17 protein-coding genes and 1 riboswitch are annotated in these 21,019 nt (G+C 65.4%); of the genes, 9 read left to right on the top strand and 8 right to left on the bottom strand.

The genetic code is table 11. The annotated features are described in order from the left end of the window. Positions 1-81 precede the first annotated feature (81 nt). From DDQ68_RS13530 to DDQ68_RS13520, 3 genes are all read left to right on the top strand, one after another. Entirely contained in the window at positions 82-1,221 is a 1,140-nt protein-coding gene (locus tag DDQ68_RS13530; RefSeq protein WP_162550099.1) for an endonuclease/exonuclease/phosphatase family protein, read from the top strand. 127 nt (positions 1,222-1,348) lie between these two features. Next, positions 1,349-2,866: a cysteine--tRNA ligase gene (gene cysS, locus DDQ68_RS13525; protein WP_211320148.1), complete on the top strand. Its 1,518-nt coding sequence runs from the start codon at positions 1,349-1,351 to the stop codon at positions 2,864-2,866. Positions 2,867-3,043: 177 nt separating this feature from the next. Continuing rightward, complete coding sequence (locus tag DDQ68_RS13520) at positions 3,044-4,066, top strand: M28 family peptidase (RefSeq protein ID WP_109656768.1); 1,023 nt, start codon at positions 3,044-3,046, stop codon at positions 4,064-4,066. 214 nt (positions 4,067-4,280) lie between these two features. On the opposite strand, the gene DDQ68_RS13515 is transcribed toward DDQ68_RS13520, so the two are convergent. Further along, entirely contained in the window at positions 4,281-5,186 is a 906-nt protein-coding gene (locus DDQ68_RS13515; protein WP_109656767.1) for a S66 peptidase family protein, read from the bottom strand. 107 nt (positions 5,187-5,293) lie between these two features. On the opposite strand from DDQ68_RS13515, the gene DDQ68_RS13510 reads away from it, so the two are divergent. The 4 genes from DDQ68_RS13510 (at position 5,294) to DDQ68_RS13495 (ending at position 9,971) form a co-directional block, all read left to right on the top strand. Then, positions 5,294-5,734: a hypothetical protein gene (locus DDQ68_RS13510; RefSeq protein ID WP_109656766.1), complete on the top strand. Its 441-nt coding sequence runs from the start codon at positions 5,294-5,296 to the stop codon at positions 5,732-5,734. A gap of 115 nt (positions 5,735-5,849) precedes the next feature. Then, positions 5,850-7,076 (top strand): alpha/beta hydrolase, encoded by a 1,227-nt coding sequence (locus DDQ68_RS13505; protein ID WP_109656765.1) that lies wholly within the window; start codon positions 5,850-5,852, stop codon positions 7,074-7,076. 295 nt (positions 7,077-7,371) lie between these two features. Next, complete coding sequence (locus DDQ68_RS13500) at positions 7,372-9,024, top strand: MutS-related protein (RefSeq protein WP_162550098.1); 1,653 nt, start codon at positions 7,372-7,374, stop codon at positions 9,022-9,024. 293 nt (positions 9,025-9,317) lie between these two features. Then, positions 9,318-9,971: a putative outer membrane beta-barrel protein gene (locus DDQ68_RS13495; protein WP_109656763.1), complete on the top strand. Its 654-nt coding sequence runs from the start codon at positions 9,318-9,320 to the stop codon at positions 9,969-9,971. Between the two features lie 135 nt (positions 9,972-10,106). Here DDQ68_RS13495 and DDQ68_RS13490 read toward each other — a convergent pair whose 3' ends face one another. The 6 genes from DDQ68_RS13490 to DDQ68_RS13465 all read right to left on the bottom strand — a co-directional run bounded on the left by DDQ68_RS13490 (position 10,107) and on the right by DDQ68_RS13465 (position 16,404). Further along, a complete protein-coding gene (locus DDQ68_RS13490) occupies positions 10,107-10,835 on the bottom strand; it encodes an ABC transporter ATP-binding protein (RefSeq protein WP_109656762.1) in 729 nt (242 codons plus the stop codon). Positions 10,836-11,042: 207 nt separating this feature from the next. After that, positions 11,043-11,876: an ABC transporter permease gene (locus tag DDQ68_RS13485; RefSeq protein ID WP_109656761.1), complete on the bottom strand. Its 834-nt coding sequence runs from the start codon at positions 11,874-11,876 to the stop codon at positions 11,043-11,045. Positions 11,877-11,927: 51 nt separating this feature from the next. Continuing rightward, the gene (locus DDQ68_RS13480) at positions 11,928-12,959 is read right to left on the bottom strand and encodes an aliphatic sulfonate ABC transporter substrate-binding protein (protein WP_109656760.1); all 1,032 of its coding nucleotides are present in this window, start codon (positions 12,957-12,959) and stop codon (positions 11,928-11,930) included. Between the two features lie 45 nt (positions 12,960-13,004). After that, positions 13,005-14,036: a homoserine O-acetyltransferase family protein gene (locus tag DDQ68_RS13475; RefSeq protein ID WP_109656759.1), complete on the bottom strand. Its 1,032-nt coding sequence runs from the start codon at positions 14,034-14,036 to the stop codon at positions 13,005-13,007. A gap of 101 nt (positions 14,037-14,137) precedes the next feature. After that, on the bottom strand, positions 14,138-15,520 hold the full coding sequence (locus DDQ68_RS13470; protein WP_109656758.1) for an O-acetylhomoserine aminocarboxypropyltransferase/cysteine synthase family protein: 1,383 nt from the start codon (positions 15,518-15,520) through the stop codon (positions 14,138-14,140). A 335-nt stretch (positions 15,521-15,855) separates the two neighbouring features. After that, a riboswitch (SAM riboswitch) is annotated at positions 15,856-15,971 on the bottom strand. Between the two features lie 166 nt (positions 15,972-16,137). After that, positions 16,138-16,404 carry a LysM peptidoglycan-binding domain-containing protein gene (locus DDQ68_RS13465; RefSeq protein WP_109656757.1) on the bottom strand — a complete coding sequence of 89 codons (267 nt, stop codon included), beginning with the start codon at positions 16,402-16,404 and terminating at the stop codon, positions 16,138-16,140. A gap of 201 nt (positions 16,405-16,605) precedes the next feature. Between DDQ68_RS13465 and DDQ68_RS13460 the strand changes: the two genes are divergently transcribed. Both DDQ68_RS13460 and DDQ68_RS13455 read left to right on the top strand, forming a co-directional pair. Further along, entirely contained in the window at positions 16,606-17,025 is a 420-nt protein-coding gene (locus tag DDQ68_RS13460) for a hypothetical protein (RefSeq protein ID WP_109656756.1), read from the top strand. Positions 17,026-17,167: 142 nt separating this feature from the next. Then, positions 17,168-19,780: an erythromycin esterase family protein gene (locus DDQ68_RS13455; protein ID WP_109656755.1), complete on the top strand. Its 2,613-nt coding sequence runs from the start codon at positions 17,168-17,170 to the stop codon at positions 19,778-19,780. On the opposite strand, the gene DDQ68_RS13450 is transcribed toward DDQ68_RS13455, so the two are convergent. Then, entirely contained in the window at positions 19,767-20,882 is a 1,116-nt protein-coding gene (locus tag DDQ68_RS13450; protein ID WP_109656754.1) for a lysylphosphatidylglycerol synthase transmembrane domain-containing protein, read from the bottom strand. The two genes, DDQ68_RS13455 and DDQ68_RS13450, sit on opposite strands and share 14 nt — an antisense overlap. Positions 20,883-21,019 lie beyond the last annotated feature (137 nt).

Raw genomic sequence — 21,019 nt, 5'->3', positions numbered from 1 at the left:
CGGCCTACCAAGGTACCTTTGCCACTCGTTAAAAAAATCGTTGTGCGCCGTTCGTTCGCTTTCAAAATTACACTTTTAGCGTTGGCCTGGCTCGTACTTGCCATTGCCTGCGAGCGGGTGCCGGCGGGTACCTGGTGGCCGGCCGTGTTCGGGGCCCTCACGGTGCCCGGGGCGCTGCTGCTGACGGCGGCGTTGGCTCTGTACTGGCTGCGCCGCAACTGGCGCGTGGCCCTGCTGCCGGCCGTGGCACTGGCCCTGTGCTGGCCGCACGTGCAGCGCGGGCTGGCTCTGCACTGGGCCGGGGCCCGGGCCAATTTCGACCAGGGTACCGCCACCAACCAGGGCCCCAACCCCAGCTTTCTGCCCGAGGCCGTGCCCGGGGCCCTGCGGTTGCTCTCGGCCAACGTGCGCATTTTCAACGTGTACGCCGCGCTGCGTGACCCCGATTTCGCGTCTTCCAAAGGCTTTATTACCTGGCTGGCCGAGAGCCCTGCCGACGTGCTCTGCCTCCAGGAGTTCTACAACGAGCCCCGCGGCTCGCGCGAAAACGGGCAGGTATTTCGCAGCGCCGAGCGGCTGGGGCCCGGCAGCGGGCGGCACGGGTTCGTGAGCACGAGCCTCACCAACCGCATCGGGGCCGAGTTTGGGCTGGCCATTTTTTCGCGCTTTCCCATCGTGCGGCGCGGCACCATTCCGTTCGGCAAGCTCAGCCAGAACCACGCCATGTGGGTCGACCTGGCCCGGCCGGCTGCCCCCGGCCGGCCGGCCGCCGACACCATCCGCGTCTTCAACCTGCACCTGCAAAGCATGAGCCTGGCTGAGGGCGATATTGTGGACGCCTCCACCACCAAGGCCGGCCTGCGCGACAAGGCCCCAGGCTTGCTGCGCCGCTTCCGCAACGGGGCCGTGGCCCGCGCCCGGCAAACCGATACCGTGCTGGCCCGCGTGCGCCGCTCGCCCTACCCTGTGCTGCTGGCCGGCGACTTCAACGACCTGCCCTACTCGTATCCCTACGACCAATTCGCCGGGGCCCTCACCAACGCCTGGGCCGCCACCGGCCTCGGCCTGGGCGCTACCTACCACGGCCGCCTGCCCGGTCTGCGCATCGACCAGCAGTTTGCCGGCCCGCGGTGGCAGGTGCTGGGCTGCCGCGTGCACCGCGAGATTTTGTGGAGCGACCACTTCCCGGTGGAAGGGCTCTACCGGCTGGCGCCGAAATAACCCCACCCCCGGCGTGGGCCGGCTCTGGGGTTAGCCGGTGCCGCGCAAATTGCCGAACTTTGCGCCGCCCGCCGCCGGACGAACCGTGCCGGTCGCCGGTCGCCCGCTTTCTGACTTTCTGATTTCCATGCCGCTGACCCTTTATAACACGCTTACCCGCGCCAAGGCGCCCTTCGTGCCCGTTCGGCCGCCCGTGGTGGGCGTGTACTTGTGCGGGCCTACCGTGTACAGCGAGGCCCACCTGGGCAACGCCCGGGGCCCCGTGGTGTTCGATGTGCTCACGCGCTACCTGCGCTACCTCGGCCATACCGTGCGCTACGTGCGCAACATCACCGACGTGGGCCACCTCGAAAGCGACGCCGACACGGGTGAGGACAAGCTCGAAAAAGCCGCCCGCGCCCAGCGCCTCGAACCCATGCAGGTGGCCCAGCACTACGCCAACCGCTACCGCGCCCACATGGCCCAGCTCGGCTGCCTTCCCCCCGACATCGAGCCCCAGGCCAGCGGCCACATCACCGAGCAAATCGGGATGGTGGAGGAAATTATCGCCAACGGCCTGGCCTACGCGGTGAACGGCTCGGTGTACTTCGACGTGCCCAAGTACGATGCGGAGCACGACAAAGCCGGGCGCTACGGCAAGCTCTCGAACCGCAGCATTGAGGACCAGCTCGCCGGCACCCGCGACACGCTGGCCGGGCAGGACGAGAAGCGCAGCCCGCTCGATTTTGCTCTTTGGAAGAAGGCCGCACCCGAGCACATCATGCGCTGGCCCTCGCCCTGGAGCGACGGCTTCCCCGGCTGGCACCTCGAGTGCTCGGCCATGAGCCGCAAGTACCTGGGCGCTGAGTTTGACATTCATGGCGGCGGGCTCGACCTGATGTTTCCGCACCACGAGTGCGAAATTGCCCAGAGCCAGGGCAGCCACAGCCACACCGACGAGGCCCGCGTGTGGATGCATAACAACATGATTACCGTGGGCGGCGCCAAAATGAGCAAGTCGACGGGCAACTTCATCACCCTCACCAACTTGTTTGCGGGGCCCACCGGGGGCCTCAGCCAGGCCTACTCGCCGATGGTGGTGCGCTTCTTCCTGCTGCAAGCCCACTACCGCTCGCCCGTCGACGTGAGCGACGACGCCCTGCAAGCCGCCCGCAAAGGCTACCGCAAGCTGATGAACGGCCTGCGCCTGCTGCCCAAGCTCGAAGCCCCCGCTGCTACCGCCGTCGAAGGGGCCCCGGCCGATACTACCGCCGGCGACGCCGAGCTAACCAAGCTCACTACCGACCTGTGGGTGGGGCTGGACGACGACCTGAACACGGCCCGCAGCATCGCGGCGCTATTCAATTTGCTGCGCAAATTCAACGCGCTGGCTACCACGCCCGCCGCCCGCGCTGCCGTGAGCGACGCCGCCCTGGCCGCCGCCGCCACCGCCTACCGGGCCCTGGTGACCGACGTGCTGGGCCTGCGCGACGAGCCCCGTGCCAACGCCGAGGAGCTGCTGGCCCTCACGCTGGGCTTCTACTCCGAAGCCAAGGCCGACAAAGCCTACGACAAGGTGGACGTCATCCGCGCCGCCCTCAAGGACCAGGGCATCGTTATCAAAGACACCAAGGCCGGCGTGGAGTGGGCCTACAGTGAAGACTAGGGCCCCGGCGCGAAATTTGTGATAAGCGTGAAATCAGTAATAAAGCGGTCATGCTCATCTGGCGTCCGCGCAGCCGAAGCATCTCTCCCGCAGCAGTATATCAATTAATTAGTCAGCGGGAGAGATGCTTCGACAAGCTCAGCATGACCGCATGACCGCCTGACCCAACCCCAACCCATGCGTTTCCTTCGCCTTCCCCTGGCCGCTTTGGCGGGCCTGCTGCTGCTCACCGCCTGCCCCAGCAAAACCCCCGACGCCGGCACCGACGCCGGGGCCCCCGAGGCCGCGCTGCCCAAGGCGCCGGTATTTAACGCCGATTCGGCCTACGCCTTCACGGCCAAGCAGGTGGCGTTTGGGCCCCGGGTACCCAACTCGAAGGCCCACATTGCCTGCGGCGACTGGCTGGTGGCCAAGCTCAAAGGCTACAAGCTGAAGGTGTTGCAGCAGCCGTTTGATGCCATGACGTTTGATGGTACCAACATCCACGGCCGCAACATCATCGCCCAGTTCCAGCCGCAAGCCGCGCGCCGGGTGGCTATCTTCGGCCACTGGGATACCCGCCCGTTTGCCGACGCCGACAAGGTGCACAAGAACGCGCCGATGGACGGGGCCTCCGACGGGGCCAGCGCTGTGGCCGTGGCCCTGGAAATGGCCCGCGTGCTCAGCCTCCAGCCCGACAGCCTGGCGCCCGCCGTGGGCGTCGATTTCATCCTCTTCGACGCCGAGGACTGGGGCTACGAAACCACTACCCAGGCCGACCTGAAGGACCAGCTGGAGGAAAGCGCCACCACCTCGTCGTGGTGTCTGGGCTCGCAGTACTGGGCCGCCCACCTACTGCCCGCCGGCTACAAGGCCGAGTATGGCGTGCTGCTCGACATGGTGGGCGCTAAGGGCGGCACCTTCACCCGCGAGGGCACCTCGCGCGAAAACGCCCTGGGGCCCCTGAACAAAATCTGGAACACGGCCGCCCGCCTCGGCTACTCCGATTATTTCCGCTACCAGGATACCGGCAGCATCACCGATGACCACGTATTTGCCAACAAAGCCGGTGTGCCTACTATCGACATCTACCACTACAATAATAGCGTCGACATCTTCCCCGCCTACCACCACACCACCGCCGACAATATGAGCATCATCGACCGCAAAACCCTGAAAGCGGTGGGCCAAACGATGCTGCAAACCCTGTACGTGGACTGATTTTGTCGTTGCGTTTTAACTAGAAAGCCCCGCCAACGCGGGGCTTTCTAGTTAAAAACCTTTTTTTATAACCCGTCATGCTGAGCGCAGCGGAGCGGAGTCGAAGCATCTCTACCGCAGCAGTAATCATGATTAGTTGAGAAGTAGAGATGCTTCGACTTCGCTGCGCTGCGCTCAGCATGACGGTCTGCGATTGCCTTTTTTACACCGCCACTTAATACCTCAGCCGACTACCACTGGCGTCCACCGTCAGGGTGACGTTGCGGCCCACCACCAGGGCCCTGTTGTCGGCCTCGTGGCCCACGGCGAAACCGTAGCCGACCGGGAAATCGTACAGCCGGGCGTAGTTGTTGATGATTTCCAGGGCTGTATGGCCGAAGGGAACGGCGTTGTCGTGCATCTGCGAGAAGTGGCCCACCACCAGGCCGGCCAGGCCCGCCAGCTGGCCGCTGCGGTGCAGGTGCAGCAGCATCCGGTCGATGTGGTAGAGGTACTCGTCCAGGTCCTCCAGGAACAAAATCCGGCCCGCAAAACCGGCCTGCGAGCCCGTGCCGGTGAGCGTGTGCAGTAGGCTCAGGTTGCCGCCCACCAGGGCCCCGGTGGCCGTGCCGGGCCGGTTGAGCGGATGCGCCGGGGCCCCCAGGCCGGCATCGGGCACGCCAAACAGGGCGCGGCGCAGGCTTTCCAACGCTTCTTCGCCACCGGGTTGGTTGAATAGCACCGGCACCGGGCTGTGCAGGCTGGCAAAGCCCCGGCGCAGCAAGTGGCAGTTGAGCACGGTGACGTCGGAGAAGCCGGCCACCCACTTCGGACTTTGCGCAAACCGCTCGAAATCAAGGCCGTCCACGATGCGGGCGGTACCGTAGCCGCCGCGGGCGCAGAAGATGGCGCGGATGCTGGGGTCGTCTAGCTGCTGCTGGAAGTCGCGGCGGCGCAGGTCGTCGTCGCCGGCAAACTGGTGGCTTTCGGCCCCGATGCTCGCGCCCAGCACCACCTCCAGGCCCCAGCCGGCGAGGGTTTCGAGGGCCCCGGCGAGGTCGGCGGGCGGCACTTTGCGGGCGGGGGCCACGATGGCCACGCGCTGGCCGGCTTGCAGCGGCGGCGGAAAAAGGATGGGCATAACGAAACCTGGCGAATGGGCCCGCAAAATAACGGCCGCCCGCGCCCCGCCCGCAGCAACCCCGCCCGCCGGGGCCCCGTTTGCCCAGGGCCCCTACGGCCCGCGCCATGAAAATCCTGCCTTCCCTCGCCGCCGGCCTCGCCGGGGCCCTGGCTCTCACCGCCCTGCACGAAACCGTGCGCCGCCTGCGCCCCCGCGACGCGCCCCGCCTGGACTTGCTCGGCGAACGGGCCCTGCGCCAGCTGCTGGCCGGGGCTCACGCCGACCAGCCCGACGACCAGGAAACCTACTTCCTCACCATGGCCGGCGACGTGGTGGGCAACGCGCTCTATTTCAGCCTGGTGGGCAGTGGCCTGCACGCCCCGCGGCGCGGCCTGCTGCTGGGCCTGGCCGCCGGCGCGGGCGGCGTGGTGCTGCCGGGGCCCCTGGGCCTGGGCACCGCGCCCAGCGCCCGCACCCCCCAAACCCAGGCCATGACCGTGGCCTGGTACACGGTGGGCGGCGTGGTGGCCGGCGCCGTGGCCCGGGCGTTGCGCCGGCGGCATTAGGGTTGGGCCGGTGCTCAGCCGTTGTTCACCCGCCGCGTGCCACCTTGCGGCGGCAGGCGCCAACGTGCGGCCCAGTAGATCGTTAACCTTGTTTATTTACGCTTTTTTCTCAATCATGAAAATAACCTTACTCTTGCTGGCGCTGTGGCTGCTGGCCGCCGTGGGCCCCGCCGCCGCCCAAATCGATACCACCCGCGCCCGCTACTACCAGCCCGTATTTGCCAACGTGGACGTGACCAGCAATGTGGCCTACGGCTCGGCTCCCACTTTCCTCGGCATTACCCAGTCGCTGCAAATGGATATTTACCAGCCCGCCGGCGACACGGTGAAGCGGCGGCCGGTCATCATCTTTGCCCACCAGGGGGGCTTCTTCCTGGGTTCCAAAACCGACGCCTACATGGTGGCCGTCTGCACCCGGCTGGCCCGGCTGGGCTACGTTACGGCCAGCATTGAGTACCGGCTGGGCTTCCCGCTCACGGGCCTCCCGGTGCTCACCGACACGGTGGGCCTGGCGCAAGCCGCCATCCGGGGCGGCCAAGACCTGAAAGCGGCCGTGCGTTTCTTCCGCCAGGACGCGGCCACCGCCAAAACCTACCGCGTGAACCCCGCTTACATCGCCGTGGGCGGCTCGTCGGCCGGGGCCTTCGCGGCCCTCGAAGTTGGCTACCTGAACAAGGATAGTAAGGTGCCGGCCTACGTGAACATTGCCAGCCTGGGCGGTGTGGAAGGCCAGAGCGGCAACCCCGGCTACAGCAGCGCCCCGCTGGCCGTGCTCAACCTGAGCGGCGCCACCCAAAGCCCCGATTACATTGAGGCCGGCAACGCCCCGCTGTGCAGCGTGCACGGCACGGCCGACATGACGGTGCCCTACTTCCAGGGTAAAATCGGGGCGGGCCTACCGCCCAAGTACGTGTACGGCAGCGGCCGTCTGAATCCCCGCGCCACTGCCCTGGGCATCACCAACACGCTGCGCACCCTCAAGGGCGCTGGCCACATTCCCTTCGAAACCAACGCCGCCTACGCCGACACGGCGTTCTGGACGATACGCGACTTCATGCGGCCCCTGCTGCGGCAAACCGGCACCGTGCTGGCCGCCCGCGCCACCGCCGCGGGGCCCCAGGCCCAGGCCTACCCCACCCCCGCCACCGATGCCGTGCAGCTGAACATCCCCGCCGCCTGGCGCCAGCTCGGCGAAGCCCAATTGCTCGACATGACCGGCCGCGTAGTGCGCCGCCTCGACCCCCGCCCCGCCGACCTGCGCCTAACCCGTGGGGCCCTCGCGGCCGGCGTGTACTCGCTGCGCTTCCCCGGCCAGGCCCCGCTCCGCATCGTGTTCGAGTAGGGGCGGCACTGCTGGCGCGCGGCGGCAAAATGGGCCCCCGGACAAAATGTCAGAACAGGGCGTTCGGGGCCCCGGGGCGGTCAATCACCTAATCCCGGATCCTGTAAAAAGTTCATTAATAGTGATATTGCTTGCCGGATACAGCTTGGGATTGTGGCAGTTTTTGGCCCAGCCGGCTTCTACGCCTAACGTGGTACTTCACTTGATAAGGGGCACTTAGCTGCTTTCCGCGCGGCCCGCAACTACCCGCGGCATCACCTCACCACCCGCGCCCTGGTAGCTACCCCTGCTTCTTATGTGGACTTCTACCCGCAAGCGCTTACGCCGCTTGGAGGCGGCCTGGCACCAGCCGGCTGCGCGCTCCCCCTACTTCCCCGTGGTGGCCCGCTACTACGACCAGGTGCAGCACGAGCCCGCGTACCACCGCCTGCCCGACCAAACCTGGGAGGACCTGAACGGCGAATTGCTCTTTAAGCTGCTCGATGCCACGGTGAGCCGGGTCGGCCAGCAGTGCCTGTACCACCGCCTGCGCAGCCCGCTCGCCGACGAGGCCGCCCTGCACGAGTTTGATGCCGCCGCGACCCTACTGGCGCAGCAACCCGCGGCCCGCGGGCAAGCCTTGCTCGCCCTCGACCAGCTGACGGCCCACGAGGCGTACTACCTGGCCGATTTGCTTACTGGGCAGCCCCTGCCCACGTTGCGCGGCGCGCGCTTTGCGCCGGTGCTCGCGCTGGGGCTGTTGGCCACGTTGCTCGGGGGCTTTTGGCTGCCCGTGCTCTGGTTGGGTACGATGGCGTTTGCCCTCACCAATGCGGTGTTTCACTTCTGGCAGCGCGCGCGGATTCGGTACAATGTTCGCCCGTTGCTGCAAATAGGCCGCTTGCACCGGGCGGGGCGGGCGCTGCACCGGGCGGCCCTGCCCCTACGGCCGCTTCAGCAGCTGGCAGCGCCCCTGGCCCGGCTGGGGGCTATCGTACAACAAGTAGCTTTCTTTCAGGCGGAAGCCGAGTTGAATGGGGAGGCGGCCGGCCCCGCCTGGCTGGTGCTGGAACTGCTCAAGATGCTGCTGCTGCTCGACGTGCTGGTGTATGCCCGCTGCCAGATAGCCGTGCAGCAGCACGCGCCCGCGATTCGGACCATCTTTGAGGCGGTCGGCTACGTCGATTGCGCCCTGGCAGTGGCCAGCTTCCGCCAGCGCCACGCCACCTGCGTGCCGCACTTCGGGCCGGCCGCCGAGGGCATCCAGCTGCAAGCCGCCTACCACCCGCTGGTGCCGGGGTGCGTGCCCAACGACTTGACCCTGGCCGGGCAGGGCGTACTGCTCACCGGCTCGAACATGGCGGGCAAAACCACCTTTATGCGCACGCTGGGCGTGAATGCCCTGCTGGCCCAAACGGTAGCGACGTGCCCGGCCACCGCCTACCGCGCCCCTTTTTGCCGGGTGCTCACCAGTCTCAGCCTGGCCGACAGCCTGCCCACGGGCAAGAGCTACTACCTGGTCGAAGCCGAAACCATGCGGCAGTTATTGCTGGCCTGCGACGCGGCCCCCGGCAGCTACCTGCTGCTGCTGGACGAGCTATTCAAAGGCACGAATACGCAGGAGCGCATCGCCGCCAACAAGGCCGTGCTAGCCTACTTGCAGCCACGCGGCTGGGTCGTGGCGGCCACCCACGACGGGGAGCTGGGCGCGCTCTTGCAATCGTGCTTTGTCGAATACCATTTTTGCGAGACGGTTACGGAGGAAGACTGGTATTTCGACTTCCGCCTCAAAGCCGGTCCGCTGACCACGCGCAATGCCATTCGGTTGTTGGCGCGCCTGCACTACCCGGCGCAAGTGGTCGCCGACGCGCAGGCGCTCAGTGCCACGCTGGCCACGCGGGCGCAACTTGGCAGCACGCAACTGACCACGTCGGGGGAACTTGATTCTGTGGCTGATTCGACCAGATAGAAGGAGAATATTGTAGGCTAAAGGGCTCAGTATAGCGACAATGGCCTGCGTTGAGCGCAGAGTTCTACCCCTTGTGAACCGTACTTTCCAACTTGTAAACCACACCGCCACAAGCTTCCTATGGGCTCCCAGCAGTTACCCCGCCATGCCTAGGGCCGCCAGCAGCTGCCCTTCTGGGCTTGGAACTCGGGGGCGGTGCGGCGGCGGGCAGGGCGAAAACAACTACCTGTTGCTAGGTCAATTACCCAGCACGTGAAGAATTGCTTAAGTTCGTGGGAACTTACTTCTTTCTTATGCCTAAAGCCTTACTATTGATTGGCTTGGCCAGCGTGCCGCTGTTTTGCTGGGCGCAAGAAACGCCCCAAACAAAGAGTGCTTACGTAGGGGCAAAACTGTCTATGCAAACTGGTCAGCCCTTCAATGCTTATTCCAGCAGCCGGTTTGGCCCTGCTCTTACGCTGGGCGCTCAGATAAAGCCCCGGCTAGCGCTGGAATTGAGCACTGCGTACATGTGGCGACACGATGTGTATCACGGTTCCTACAATACCAATGTAGGGCTGGTAATGGAAGACAACGATGCGTATGTCCACACGTTCACTTTGCCCGTGCTGGTGCGCGCTACCCTGACCAAATCCGCCGGCCCTTGGCACGTAGACGCGCTGGTTGGGCCTACCCTGCTGGTTTACTTCACAAATCGCAATTATCTGCAAACCACCCAGGGAAAGACAACCCGCAGCGAAACTGGTAGCTACGCAGAACATCAAGTCAGCCTGACCTTCGGGCCTAGCGTGCGCTACACCCTGACGCCCCAAGTAGAACTCGTAGTCGATGCGCTAGCCAATCTGAACGTTTCTGGCTTTCCCTACACTTTAGCTGCGCCCATCAGTAGCCAGTTGTCCTCGCACGTACTAGCAGGACTACACTATCGCCTTAAACGTAAAATATAATGATAGTTATTCAACTCCTTGATAAGCATCGCATTTACTGATATTTTAAATCAAGTAGGACCTCATAACGCTCATTAAGCGGTCATTTGCAACACGTAAGCCACTTTCCGCTCCGCCAAAAGCTTCCTGGAGCCCCTACGCTGCTACGCCCAGCGCCTCCAGCAATTGCTGCTTCTGGGCTTGGAAAGCGGGGGCGGTGCGGCGGCGGGGGCGTGGCAATTCCACGGCGAAAGTGTGGTGCACGCGGCCGGGGCGGCTGCGCAGCACCACTACGCGGTCGGCCAGCACGAGGGCTTCCTCCAGGTCGTGGGTGACGAGGACGAGGGTGGGGCGGTCATCGGCCCAAATGCTGAGCAGGTGTTCCTGTAAGTCCATCTTCGTGAACGGATCGAGGGCACTGAAGGGCTCGTCGAGCAGCAGCAGGTTCGGCCGCGCCACCAGGGCCCGGGCAATGGCCGCCCGCTGCGCCATGCCGCCCGAAAGCTGCCGCGGCCAGGCCCCGGTAAAATCGGCCAGGCCCACCCGGGCCAGGGCCCCCGCGCTGCGCTCGGCGCGCTCGGGGGCGGGCAAGTGGGCAATGCCGAATTCCACGTTCTGGCGCACCGTGAGCCAGGGCAACAGCCGCGGCTCCTGGAACAGAAAGCCCACCGCCGGGTGGGGCCCCGCCACCGGGGCCCCGTCAATCAGCACGCGGCCGGTGCTGGGCGCCTCCAGCCCGGCCACGATGCGCAGCAGCGTGCTTTTGCCGCAGCCGCTGGTGCCCACCAGGGCCACGATTTCGCCGGGCTGCACTTGGAAGCTAACGTCTTGCAACGCCACCACCTGAGGCCCAAACTGCTTGCCAAGGTGCTCGATGCGCAGCATGGTTTCAGATGTGAAGAATGTGGGGAGTGTGAGAAATGTATAGAATGTGGGTGGACAGAGGAATAAGTGAATGGGTGGACGTCATGCAGAGCGCAGCGAAGCATCTTTTTAGCGCCAGTAATCAGGATTAGTCACGCGGGAAAGATGCTTCGCTGCGCTCTGCATGACGTTCCAGATCCTCATTCACTCATTCACCAAATCATCCATTCACTCATTGGTCCCGTGTGTGTCTTGCCAGCGCAGCAGGCGGCGGCTGAGCCACACCAGGCCGGCATCGGTGGTGCGGCCCAGGATGGCGAAGAGCAGGATGCTGGCCAGGATGGTTTGGGGCCGGCCGGTCATCTGGCCGTCCACTAGCAGGAAGCCCAGGCCTTTGTTAGCGCCCATTATTTCGGCGGCTACCACGAACATCCAGCCCAGGCCGAGGCCGTTGCGCAGGCCCACCAGGTAGGCCGGCAGCGTGGCCGGCAGAAACACCCGCCGCACCAGCGCCAGCCCCGAAAGCCGGTACATACGGCCCACCTCCACCAGCTTGCGGTCTACGCCCTGGACGCCGCTCATCAGCCCCAGATACACCGGGAAAAATACGCCTACGGCAATCAGCACCACTTTCGAGGTTTCGTAGATGCCCATCCAAAGGATGAACAGCGGCACCCAGGCCAGCGATGGGATGTTGCGCACACCTTGCAGCAGCGGGTCGAGCAGGCGGCGGGCCAGCGGCGCATAGCCCGTGAGGGCCCCCAGCGCCGTGGCTGCCAGACTGCCCAGCGCGAAGCCCGCTCCCACCCGCGCCAGCGTCAGGCCCAGGTGCGGCCACAGCTCGCCAGTACGGGCCAGCTCGGCAATGGTGCCCAGCACTTTGGACGGCGCGGGTAGCAGGTTGGGCGGCAGGGCCCCGGTGCGGGCCAGCATTTCCCACAGCGCCAGCAGGACCAGCGGGAGCACGGCGCCTAATGGCCACTGCCAGCGCCGTGGCGCGCGCGCCGCTAGCTGGGCTACCGTGCGGACGGGCGGGGCTAAAGCAAGGGTGGAGTCGGACATGGAAAAATGAGGAGTTGCAGCCGACCAGGCCCCACATTGGGCCCCGGGCCCCTAGCGGGCCGCCACGGGCGCGGCGGGTAGCTTGTTCACAAATTGCGGATCGACCAGCGCCTTCAGGGTTTGGGCCACGTCCACGCCGGCTTCGATGGTTCCGGTTTTCTTGAGCACGTCACCGGCTGCCGCGATGGTAGCCAGCTGCGGGGCCCCGAAGCCATTGACGGCGAAGTCGGTGCGGGCCAGCTGCTTGGCGGCTACGGCCGGGCTCAGCTTGGCCGCGGTGGCCAGGGTTTGCTGTAGTTCGGCGGGGTGCTGGCGGGCCCAGGCGCGGGCCTGCTCGTAGGCGCGTAGCACGGCGCCCACCAAGGCCGGGTGGTCTTTGGCAAAGGCTTCGCGGACGTTCAGTACGCCGTAGCTGTTGAACTCGGGATTGCGGTAGAGGAGCCTGGCGCCCGATTCCAGCTCGGCCTTGGCCATGTGTGGGTCGAGGCCGGCCCAGGCGTCCACGTCGCCTTTTTCGAGGGCGGCCCGCCCGTCGGGATGTTGCAGCGGAATCAGCTCGATGTCTTTCTCGCTCATCCCGGCCTGGTCGAGGGCGCGCAGCAGAAAAATGTAAGGGTCAGTGCCTTTGGTGGCCGCCACGCGCTTGCCCCGCAGGCCGGCCACCGTGGTAATGGTCGACTTGGGCCCCACCACTAACGCCGTCCACTCGGGCTTCGAGAAGATGTAAACGGCCTTGAGCGGGTTGCCGTTGGCGCGGGCCACCAGGGCCGCCGCCCCGGCTGCCGAGCCAAAGTCGAGGCTGCTGCCGTTGAGGAATTCCAGGGCTTTGTTGCTACCCTGGCTTAGCACCCACTCCACCTTGACGTTCTGCTTGGCGAGGTCTTTCTCCAGCCATCCCTGCTGTTTCAGCACGAGGCTGAGCGGGTTGTAGTAGGCGTAGTCGAGGCGTACAGTTTCGGGCGCAGCGGCGGTGCCGGCGCTGTTACTGCCGCTGCCACAGCCGGTTAGTAGCCCGCCCAAAGCCAGCGCTACGCACAAGAGGACCTGCGGCCCACGGCGGGCCGATAAGAAAAGGAAGCTCATGTTCGGAATAATAAAGAGGGGTGGCGCTGCCTGGGGCCCCGGCGGCTACTGCGCCAGGGCCGGCGCGTAGAACCGTTCCAGCCGCTGCGCGATTTGCACAGTCTCCAGCAAAAAGCCGTCGTGCCCGAAGATCGAACCCAGCTCGATGTACAGGGCCCCGGCAATGCCTTGGGCTAATGCCCGCTGCTCGCTGACGGGGAACAGTACGTCGGATGTGATGCCCAGCACTAACGTGCGCGCCCGTACGGCGGCCAGTGCCGCGGGTACGCCGCCGCGGTGGCGGCCCAGGTGGTGGGTGTCCATAGCTCGGCTTAGCGCCACGTAGCTGTACGCATCGAAGCGGGCCACCAGCTTGTCGCCCTGGTAGCGCTGGTAGGTGCTGGCGCGGTAGTCGCGCAGGCGTGGGTCGTCGTCGGCTTCGGTTTGGGTGGTGGCGTAGGCGTCGTAGCTCCGGTAGCTGAGCAGGGCAATGGCGCGGGCGGCTCGCAGGCCCTCGCCGCCGCCGCCGGGCTCGTTGGCATGGTAGGTAGGGTCGGCCTCAATGGCCAGCCGCTGAGCCTCGTTGAAGGCAATGCCCCAGGCCGAGTGCCGGGCGTTGGTGGCAATAACCACCAGGTGGTCAAACACATCGGGTTGCGCCACGGCCCACTCCAGGGCCTGCTGCCCGCCCAGCGAGCCGCCAATCAAGGTGTGGATGCGCGCCAGGCCCAGCTCTTGGCGCAGGGCCTCGTGGGCCGCCGCCAGGTCGCGGACGGTGAGCAGCGGGAACGCCTGGTAGCGCGGCTGGCTGGTGGCTGGGTCGGGGCTGAGCGGACTGGTGCTGCCGTAGCACGAGCCCAATACGTTGGCGCACACGATGAACCAGTCGGCGGGGTCGAAAAAACAGCCCGGCCCGAACAAGCCCGGCCACCAGTCCAGCACGTCGGCGTTGGCCGTCAGGGCGTGGCACACCCACACCGCGTTGTCGCGGGCTGCGTTCAGCTGGCCCCAGGTGCGGTACGCCACGTGGGCCCCGGCCAGCGCCGCGCCGCTTTCCAAGGGGAACGGGTCGGGCAATTCAAAAATGTATTCGGGCATGGCTTTAAATGAATCGAAACCTGTCTGATGCTAAAACCCAGGGCCCCAGCGGCTGCCGTTCGGGCCCTGGGCGTCAGGCACGTTGCGCGTTGGCGGGCGGGTTATACTTCCAGCGGCTGCGCGTGCTGCGCCGCAGGCTCGGGAATGGATTCGTCGGTGTGGGCGTCGCCCTTAGGGGCGGCTTGGATGGCGGCGGCCAGGGCCTGGGCTAGGTCGGCGGTGATGTCGTCGATGTGCTCGATGCCCACCGACAGGCGCAGCAGCGTGGGCGTCACACCGGCCACCAGCTGCTCCTGCTCGCTCATCTGCTGATGCGTGGTGGCCGAGGGCTGAATGATCAGCGTTTTGGCGTCGCCCACATTGGCCAGGTGGCTGATGAGCTTGAGGTTATCAATCAGGGCCACGGCCGTTTCCTTGGTGCCGTGCAGCGTGAAGGAGAGCACGCCGCCGAAGCCGCGCTTGAGGTACTTGGCCGCGTTGGCGTGGTGGGGGCTGCTGGCCAGGCCGGGGTAATTGACGTGGGCTACTTCGGGCTGCTTTTCCAGCCACTGGGCCACTTTCAGGGCGTTTTCCACGGTGCGCTCCACGCGCAGGCTCAGGGTTTCGAGGCCCTGCAGCAGCAGGAAGGAGTTGAACGGGCTGATGGCGGGGCCGAAGTCGCGCAGGCCCTCCACCCGGGCCCGGATGGCAAAAGCAATGTTGCCAAACGGCCCGTTTTTGCCGAATACGTCGTTGAAAACCAGGCCGTGGTAGCCCTCGCTGGGCTCGGTGAACTGCGGGTACTTGCCGTTGCCGAAGTCGTAGGTGCCGCCGTCCACAATCACGCCGCCCACGCTGGTACCGTGCCCGCCAATCCACTTCGTGGCCGACTCCACCACGATGCTGGCGCCGTGCTTGAGGGGCTGGAACAGGTAGCCGCCCGCGCCAAACGTGTTATCGACCACCAGCGGAATATCGTGCTTGTGAGCCACGGCCGCAATGCGCTCAAAATCAGGCACGCTGAAGCTGGGGTTGCCAATCGTTTCCACGTACAGGGCCCGGGTGTTCTCGTCAATCAGCTTCTCAAAGCCGTCGGCGTCGTCGCCGTCCACGAAGCGGGCCTCGATGCCCAACCGCTTGAAGGCCACCTTGAACTGGTTGTAGGTGCCGCCGTACAGGTAGGAGCTGGCCACGATGTTGTCACCCTGCTTGAGGATGTTGTTCAGGGCAATGAACTGCGCCGCCATGCCCGAGCCCACGGCTACGGCCGCCACGCCGCCTTCGAGGGCCGCAATGCGCTGCTCGAATACGTCGGTGGTGGGGTTCATCAGGCGGGTGTAGATGTTGCCGAACTCCTTCAGAGCAAACAGATTAGCGCCGTGCTCGGCGCTTTTGAACACGTAGCTGGAGGTTTGGTAAATGGGCACAGCGCGCGAGCCGGTGGTGGGGTCGGGTACTTGGCCAGCGTGGATTTGGAGGGTTTCGAAGTGCAGGGAAGCGGACATAAAAAGGGAGGGTTAAAAACCGTAAAAATCTGAAGAAGAGGGGGAAGGGACTGGCTGGAACCGGTAGTGCCGGCAAGCAAAAAAGCCCGTGTAGTTGAGGTAACCAGGGGCCCCCATGAGTAGCCCAGCTGCTCGGCGCGGCCCAGCTAGCCGCTACCTAAAGACCCGGTGGCAGGAGGTGGCGGGCAGAACCCGCAGCATTAGCCTAGCCGCAACAACACGGGCCCCAACAACACATTCGCATTCGGCCGGCCAACACCAAAAAGCCCAGCACCGGCAAGACCGGCTGGGCAAATAGGGTCGAATGGGAAGCGGGGGGGTTGTTCATGGCACTCCGGTTATATTTCCCGCAGCGACCGGGGGGCCGAGGGGTAGGAAGTGGCACCTTTCGCGCGGTCGAAGGTTGCCAGCGGGTCACAGAGCCTAGTCTCTCGCCGCTTCTGTATAAGATGAAACGCTGCACCACCGCGAGGGGGAGCGTACCGGATTGGTAATGGCAAATATAGAAGCGAAAAATTTGCTTTTGCAAAAGGCGCCACAAGTTTTTCGCCAGCAGGCTCAAAAAAGCCCGGGCCAGGGGCCCAGGCTTTTCTTGCCTTTTTTCTGCAAAAAAGTACCTAGATGCTAGGTAGGATCAACACCTGGCCTACTTCGATGAGGTCGGGGTTGGTGCCGATGAGGTCCTTGTTGGCCTCGTAAATCTGGTGCCACTTGGTACCGTCGCCGTAGTGGTTTTTGGCAATTTTCGAAAGGGAATCACCACTCGCCACTGTGTAGGTGTTGGCGTCGGTACTGCCGAACGAGGCACCGGCCCCAGCAGTGGGTTGGGAGGCATCGGCCGGCTTCTTTTCGCCTTCGGTGTTCAGGAAATCCATCAGGCCCATGGCGTGGGGGTGGGGTTTTAGGTGAAAACGGATGATACATTGCCGGGGCCCCTGCAAAGGGAGATGCCGGCGGCAACTGGCGGTTTTTACGCGCCGCCAAGCATAGAAGTTGCCTAATAAACTATTTAATTAGCTGGCCGTAAGCAAGGCAGTCGGCACGGGCCGGCGCATCACTTCCACTCCATTGCCCTTGCATCTTTCATGAAAAACTCTCAATTGGTTGCCCGTTCTTTCCTGGCCAGCTTCGCCCTGCTGCTTTCGCTGTTTGTGGTGGCTTGCGGCAACGACAAAGGCAAAGTAGAAGCCGTGAATATGCTCTACGGCACCGATAGCAAGGTGTGGAAAACTGCCAAGGAAACCGATGCCACCGGCGACAAAGTGAAGCAAACCGACGCCCAAAAGCAGGAGGAACTGCGCATTTTTGCCAATGGCAACTACACCATGACGAGCGCCGCCGAATCCGTTTCGGGCAAGTATACCTTCGACCAGGCCGCCAAAACCATCATGATGACGCCTACGGGTGCCACCGCTGGTAACCAGTTCGCGGTGGAAACCCTTACCGACAACAAGCTGACTTTGGTGGGCACCAGCGGCGCCAAGCTGATGCTGGAAAAGGAATAATTAAATTCTCAACAGTAGCGAAAGCCCCGTGCCGAAATTGGCGCGGGGCTTTTTTGTTGCCGGCCCGGTGCAGCGAACACGCAGAAGGCGGTTCTTTGCGTTTGGTATTCTGCTTGGTTTAAATTTTCTTTTGACTCAAAAAATGGCTTGGTTTCGAATGTTGCTACTATGGGGAGCGTGCCTGGGGGCCGCCGGGGGGCGGGCCCAAACCCCGGCCGCGCCGGGGCCCCGGCCAGTACCAGCGCGCGCGCTGCGCAGCCTAAGCCCTGCCGACACGTCGTTTGCGGAGCTGGAGTTTCTGCGGTCGGAAATTGGCGGTGCGCGGGTAGTGTTCCTCGGCGAGCCCACCCACGGCGAGGGCAATGTGCTGGCAGCCAAGGCGCGGCTGGTGGCGTTTTTGCAGCAGCGCATGGGCTTCACTACGCTGGGCATGGAGAGCGGCTTTTTTGAGTTGCACAAGGCCCAGCAGGGCATTGCGGCGGGTAAGTCGGTGGCCAAAAACCTGCGCAGCAGCGTGTTTCCGGTGTGGACGGCCACCCAGGAGTTCCAGGCCGTGGGGCCCCTGCTGGGCCCCGATGGCCTGCGCGTGATGGGCTTCGACCCACAGCTGAGCGGCGACTACAGCGACGACTTGGCCGACGACCTGGAGGATTTCCTGGAACCCGAGAAGGGCACCGCCGCCGTGAATTATGAGTTGCTGGGCGACGTGGTGGACTACATGGCCGCGCATTACGCCTTCCCGCCCACCCAAAAACCGGCCGAGTTTGAAGCCGTGCTGGCCCAGGCCGACCGGCTGCTGCGCAAGGCCGCCGGGGCCCCCGCTGCCAGCCGCCGCACCGAAGCTGCCTTTTGGCAACAGTGCCTGCGCAGCCTGGGGGCCCTGGCCCGCGACTACGCCGCCCACGACCCCGGGGCCAAAACCGCCGCCACCTTCGTGGCCGCCGACAGCAACCCGCGCGACGCCCAGATGGCTGATAACCTGCTGTGGTACCTGCGCCAGCACCCGGCCGAAAAAGTTATTTGCTGGGGGGCCCTGCCGCACTTCGCCAACCGCGTGGAGGTGCTCGGTAGCGACGAGCTGCGCGCCTACCAGCCCATGGGCCGCGCCGTGAAGGCGGCGCTGGGGCCCAACCAGGTGTACATTCTGGGTACGCTGGCCGGCGGCGGCACCCACGGCCTGGTGGGCACCGCGGGCGTGCCCGTGCCCCCGCCCGCCGCCGGTACTCTGGAGGCCGAGCTGCTGGAAAAGGAGGGGCCCCTGTCCTTCGTCAGCCTGAAGCATGACGCGCCCGGCCTGCAGCTCACTACCTACGCCTTTGATTACCAGCCGCTGGCGGGTCCCTGGAGCGAGGTGGTCGACGGCTTCCTGTTCTTCCGCAGCGTGGCGCCGCCGCACTTGGCCGCCCCCGACAGCGCCGCGGGGGCTTTGATAGCAGCAGCGGCCGACACCGCGGCGGCAGTCGTGGCGGCTCGTGCCGCGCCGCCCGGCTCGCGCAACCCCGCCGCCGGCCGGGGCGGGGCCCTGGTGCGGGCGGGCGCGGCGGCCCCCGATGTGTCGGGGGTGCGCACGGTGCATGGGCAGGTGCTGGATGCGCGTAGCCGGGCGGGCGTGCCCTACGCGTCGGTGGTGGTGCCGGGGCAGGGCAAGGGCACTACAGCCAACGCGCAGGGCCGCTTCGCTCTGGCGCTGCCGGGCCCCACGCCGCTGCAAGTGAGCAGCTTGGGCTACGCCACGGCCGTGGTGCAGTCGCCGCGCGGTAACGAAGAGTTGACGGTGCAACTAACGCCGTCGGCCTACGCCTTGGACGAGGTGCGCGTGCCCACGGCTCCGCCCGACCCGGTGGCCATTATGCAGGACGTCATCAAAAATATTCCCGCCAACTACGAGCAGCAGGACTACGCCACGGAGGTGTATGCCCACCGCCGCATCAGCAACTTCGACACGCTGCGCTACGAAGCCGAAACCGTGGGCCGGCTGCGGGTGCCGGCTGGTTACCGGCACTTCACGGGCGGCTTTCTGGGAGCGGGCAACGGGGTAGACTACCAACCGCAGCAGCGGCATGTGCTGGCGCAGCGCGGGGCCCCCATTAGCCGGATAGCCCTGTACAGCCGGGTGCAGGGTGACTACGTGAGTGCCGCTGACCCAGTGCGCACGTCGCCACTGTTCGAAGCCCGCCGGCTGCGGCGCTTTACGCTTAAGCTTGACAGCGTGTGCGGCCAGGGCCCCGAAACGGTGTATTTGCTGAGCTTCGCCGCCAAGAAGGCTGACCACCGCAGCACCGGTAGCTACTTGATGGGCGTGTACCAGGGCCGCCTGCTGGTGCGCCAGCGCGACCACGCCGTGCTGCGTTACGAGGCGCTATGGCAGCTTGATACCGCGGCCTTCAACAGCGCGGCGCGCAAGAACCGGGGCCGCGAGAGCCTGAGAGACCGCCTCTTCGCCCAGGTTTTCACCGCCGACCGCACTACCCATGTGGTGGACTACGCCCGGGGCCCCAACGGCCGCTACTACGCCCGCCGCAGCGTGGGCCAAACCCAGAGCGCGGGCCGAGTGCTAGGCAAGGGGCCCTTCTATTACCAAAGCCTGAGTGAACTGTTTTTCAAACCGTTGCTCGACGCCGGCGCCTCTCCGCCGCCCGCCGCCAAAACCAAGGGCCCGCCCGTGGCCGTGCCCGAGGTGCCGTATCGCCCCGAATTTTGGGATGCTTACCCGCGGCCCGGCGGGGCCCTGGCGACGCCGGCTACTCGGCCGTAGAGGCCCCGCCTGCAGCCGGCCGCGGGCCGAATACCCGCGCCAGCCAGCGCGGTAGGTAGGCTACGCCCAGGGCCAGGTAGAAGTAGTACGTGACGATGCGGTAGAGCAGCACGAGGAAGCTCGTCATGGTGGCCGTGCCGATGAAGTGGCCAAAAAACGTGGGGAATGCGCCCTCGGCAATGCCCGCGCCGCCGGGCGTAATGGCCAGCAGCAGTACCACCTTATAAGTAATGTTGCGGGCAAAAATGAACAGGAATGTGCCCGTGCTCATGGGTACGAAGGCGGCGATGAGGCAGCCGATGACGGCGTAGCGGGCCGTCCACACGAACGCCGTGCTCAGGCAGGCGCGCCACCAGTACAAGGGCCCCGCGCCGCGCAAGTGGTTGGAGGCGTTTACCATTTCCTGGCCCTGGCGGTAGGCTAGCCGCCGGAACCGCCGCAGCCCCCGCACCGAGGCCAGCCGTACCAGCAGCCGCCGCACCGCGCGCGGGTTCACGAGCAGCGCGTAGAGCAGCAGCCCGGCGTAGGCCGACACGCCCGTGTAACTTAGTACGAACAGTACCCGCAGTGTTTGCACAAACGCCGATTGCAGCCCTTGTGGGTACAGCCCAGCGCCGGCCAGGCCCACCACCAGCGGCACCATCAGCACGTAGTATAGGTTGTCAAGCAGGGCCGTGACGAGCGTGTAGGCCAATGATTTACCCAGCGGAATGCCCTCGCGGCTGAGAATGATGGGGGCCACTGCCGTGCCGCCCGCCGCCGAGGGTAGCACGCACGAGGCAAACTCCCACACTACAATCACGCCGAATGACTGCCGCCAGTTCAGGGCCCGCTCGGTGATGTGGTGGATGCGGTAGATGTAGCCCAAATCGCGGGCCCACAGCACAAGCAAGGTTACGAGCAGCCACTCCCACTTGGCGTCGAGCAGCGGGGCCAGGTCGCCGGGTTTGTAAGAGCGCCAGAACAGGAACGCCACCACGCTCAACCCAATCAGGGCCGGCACCACAATGCGCGACGGCCGCAGCTGCCGCAGCAGGGCGGCGTCCTGGTCGGCGGCGGGGGGGCTGGCGGGCGGGGGCGGCGGAGGGGCGGAGAGCGGCATAAGAGCGGGGATGGCCGGGTAAAAGTACGGCCGCCCCGGTCAGGGCCCCCGCCCCGCTGCCCCACGCAAAACGCCCCGCGGCGACGGGCGCAGTGGGGCGTTAGCAACACATTATAATGGTTTCCAAGTCAGTGTAC

It is taken from the genome of Hymenobacter nivis, from assembly GCF_003149515.1.
Lineage (GTDB): Bacteria > Bacteroidota > Bacteroidia > Cytophagales > Hymenobacteraceae > Hymenobacter > Hymenobacter nivis.
This window is presented reverse-complemented; position numbering and strand designations above follow the sequence as displayed.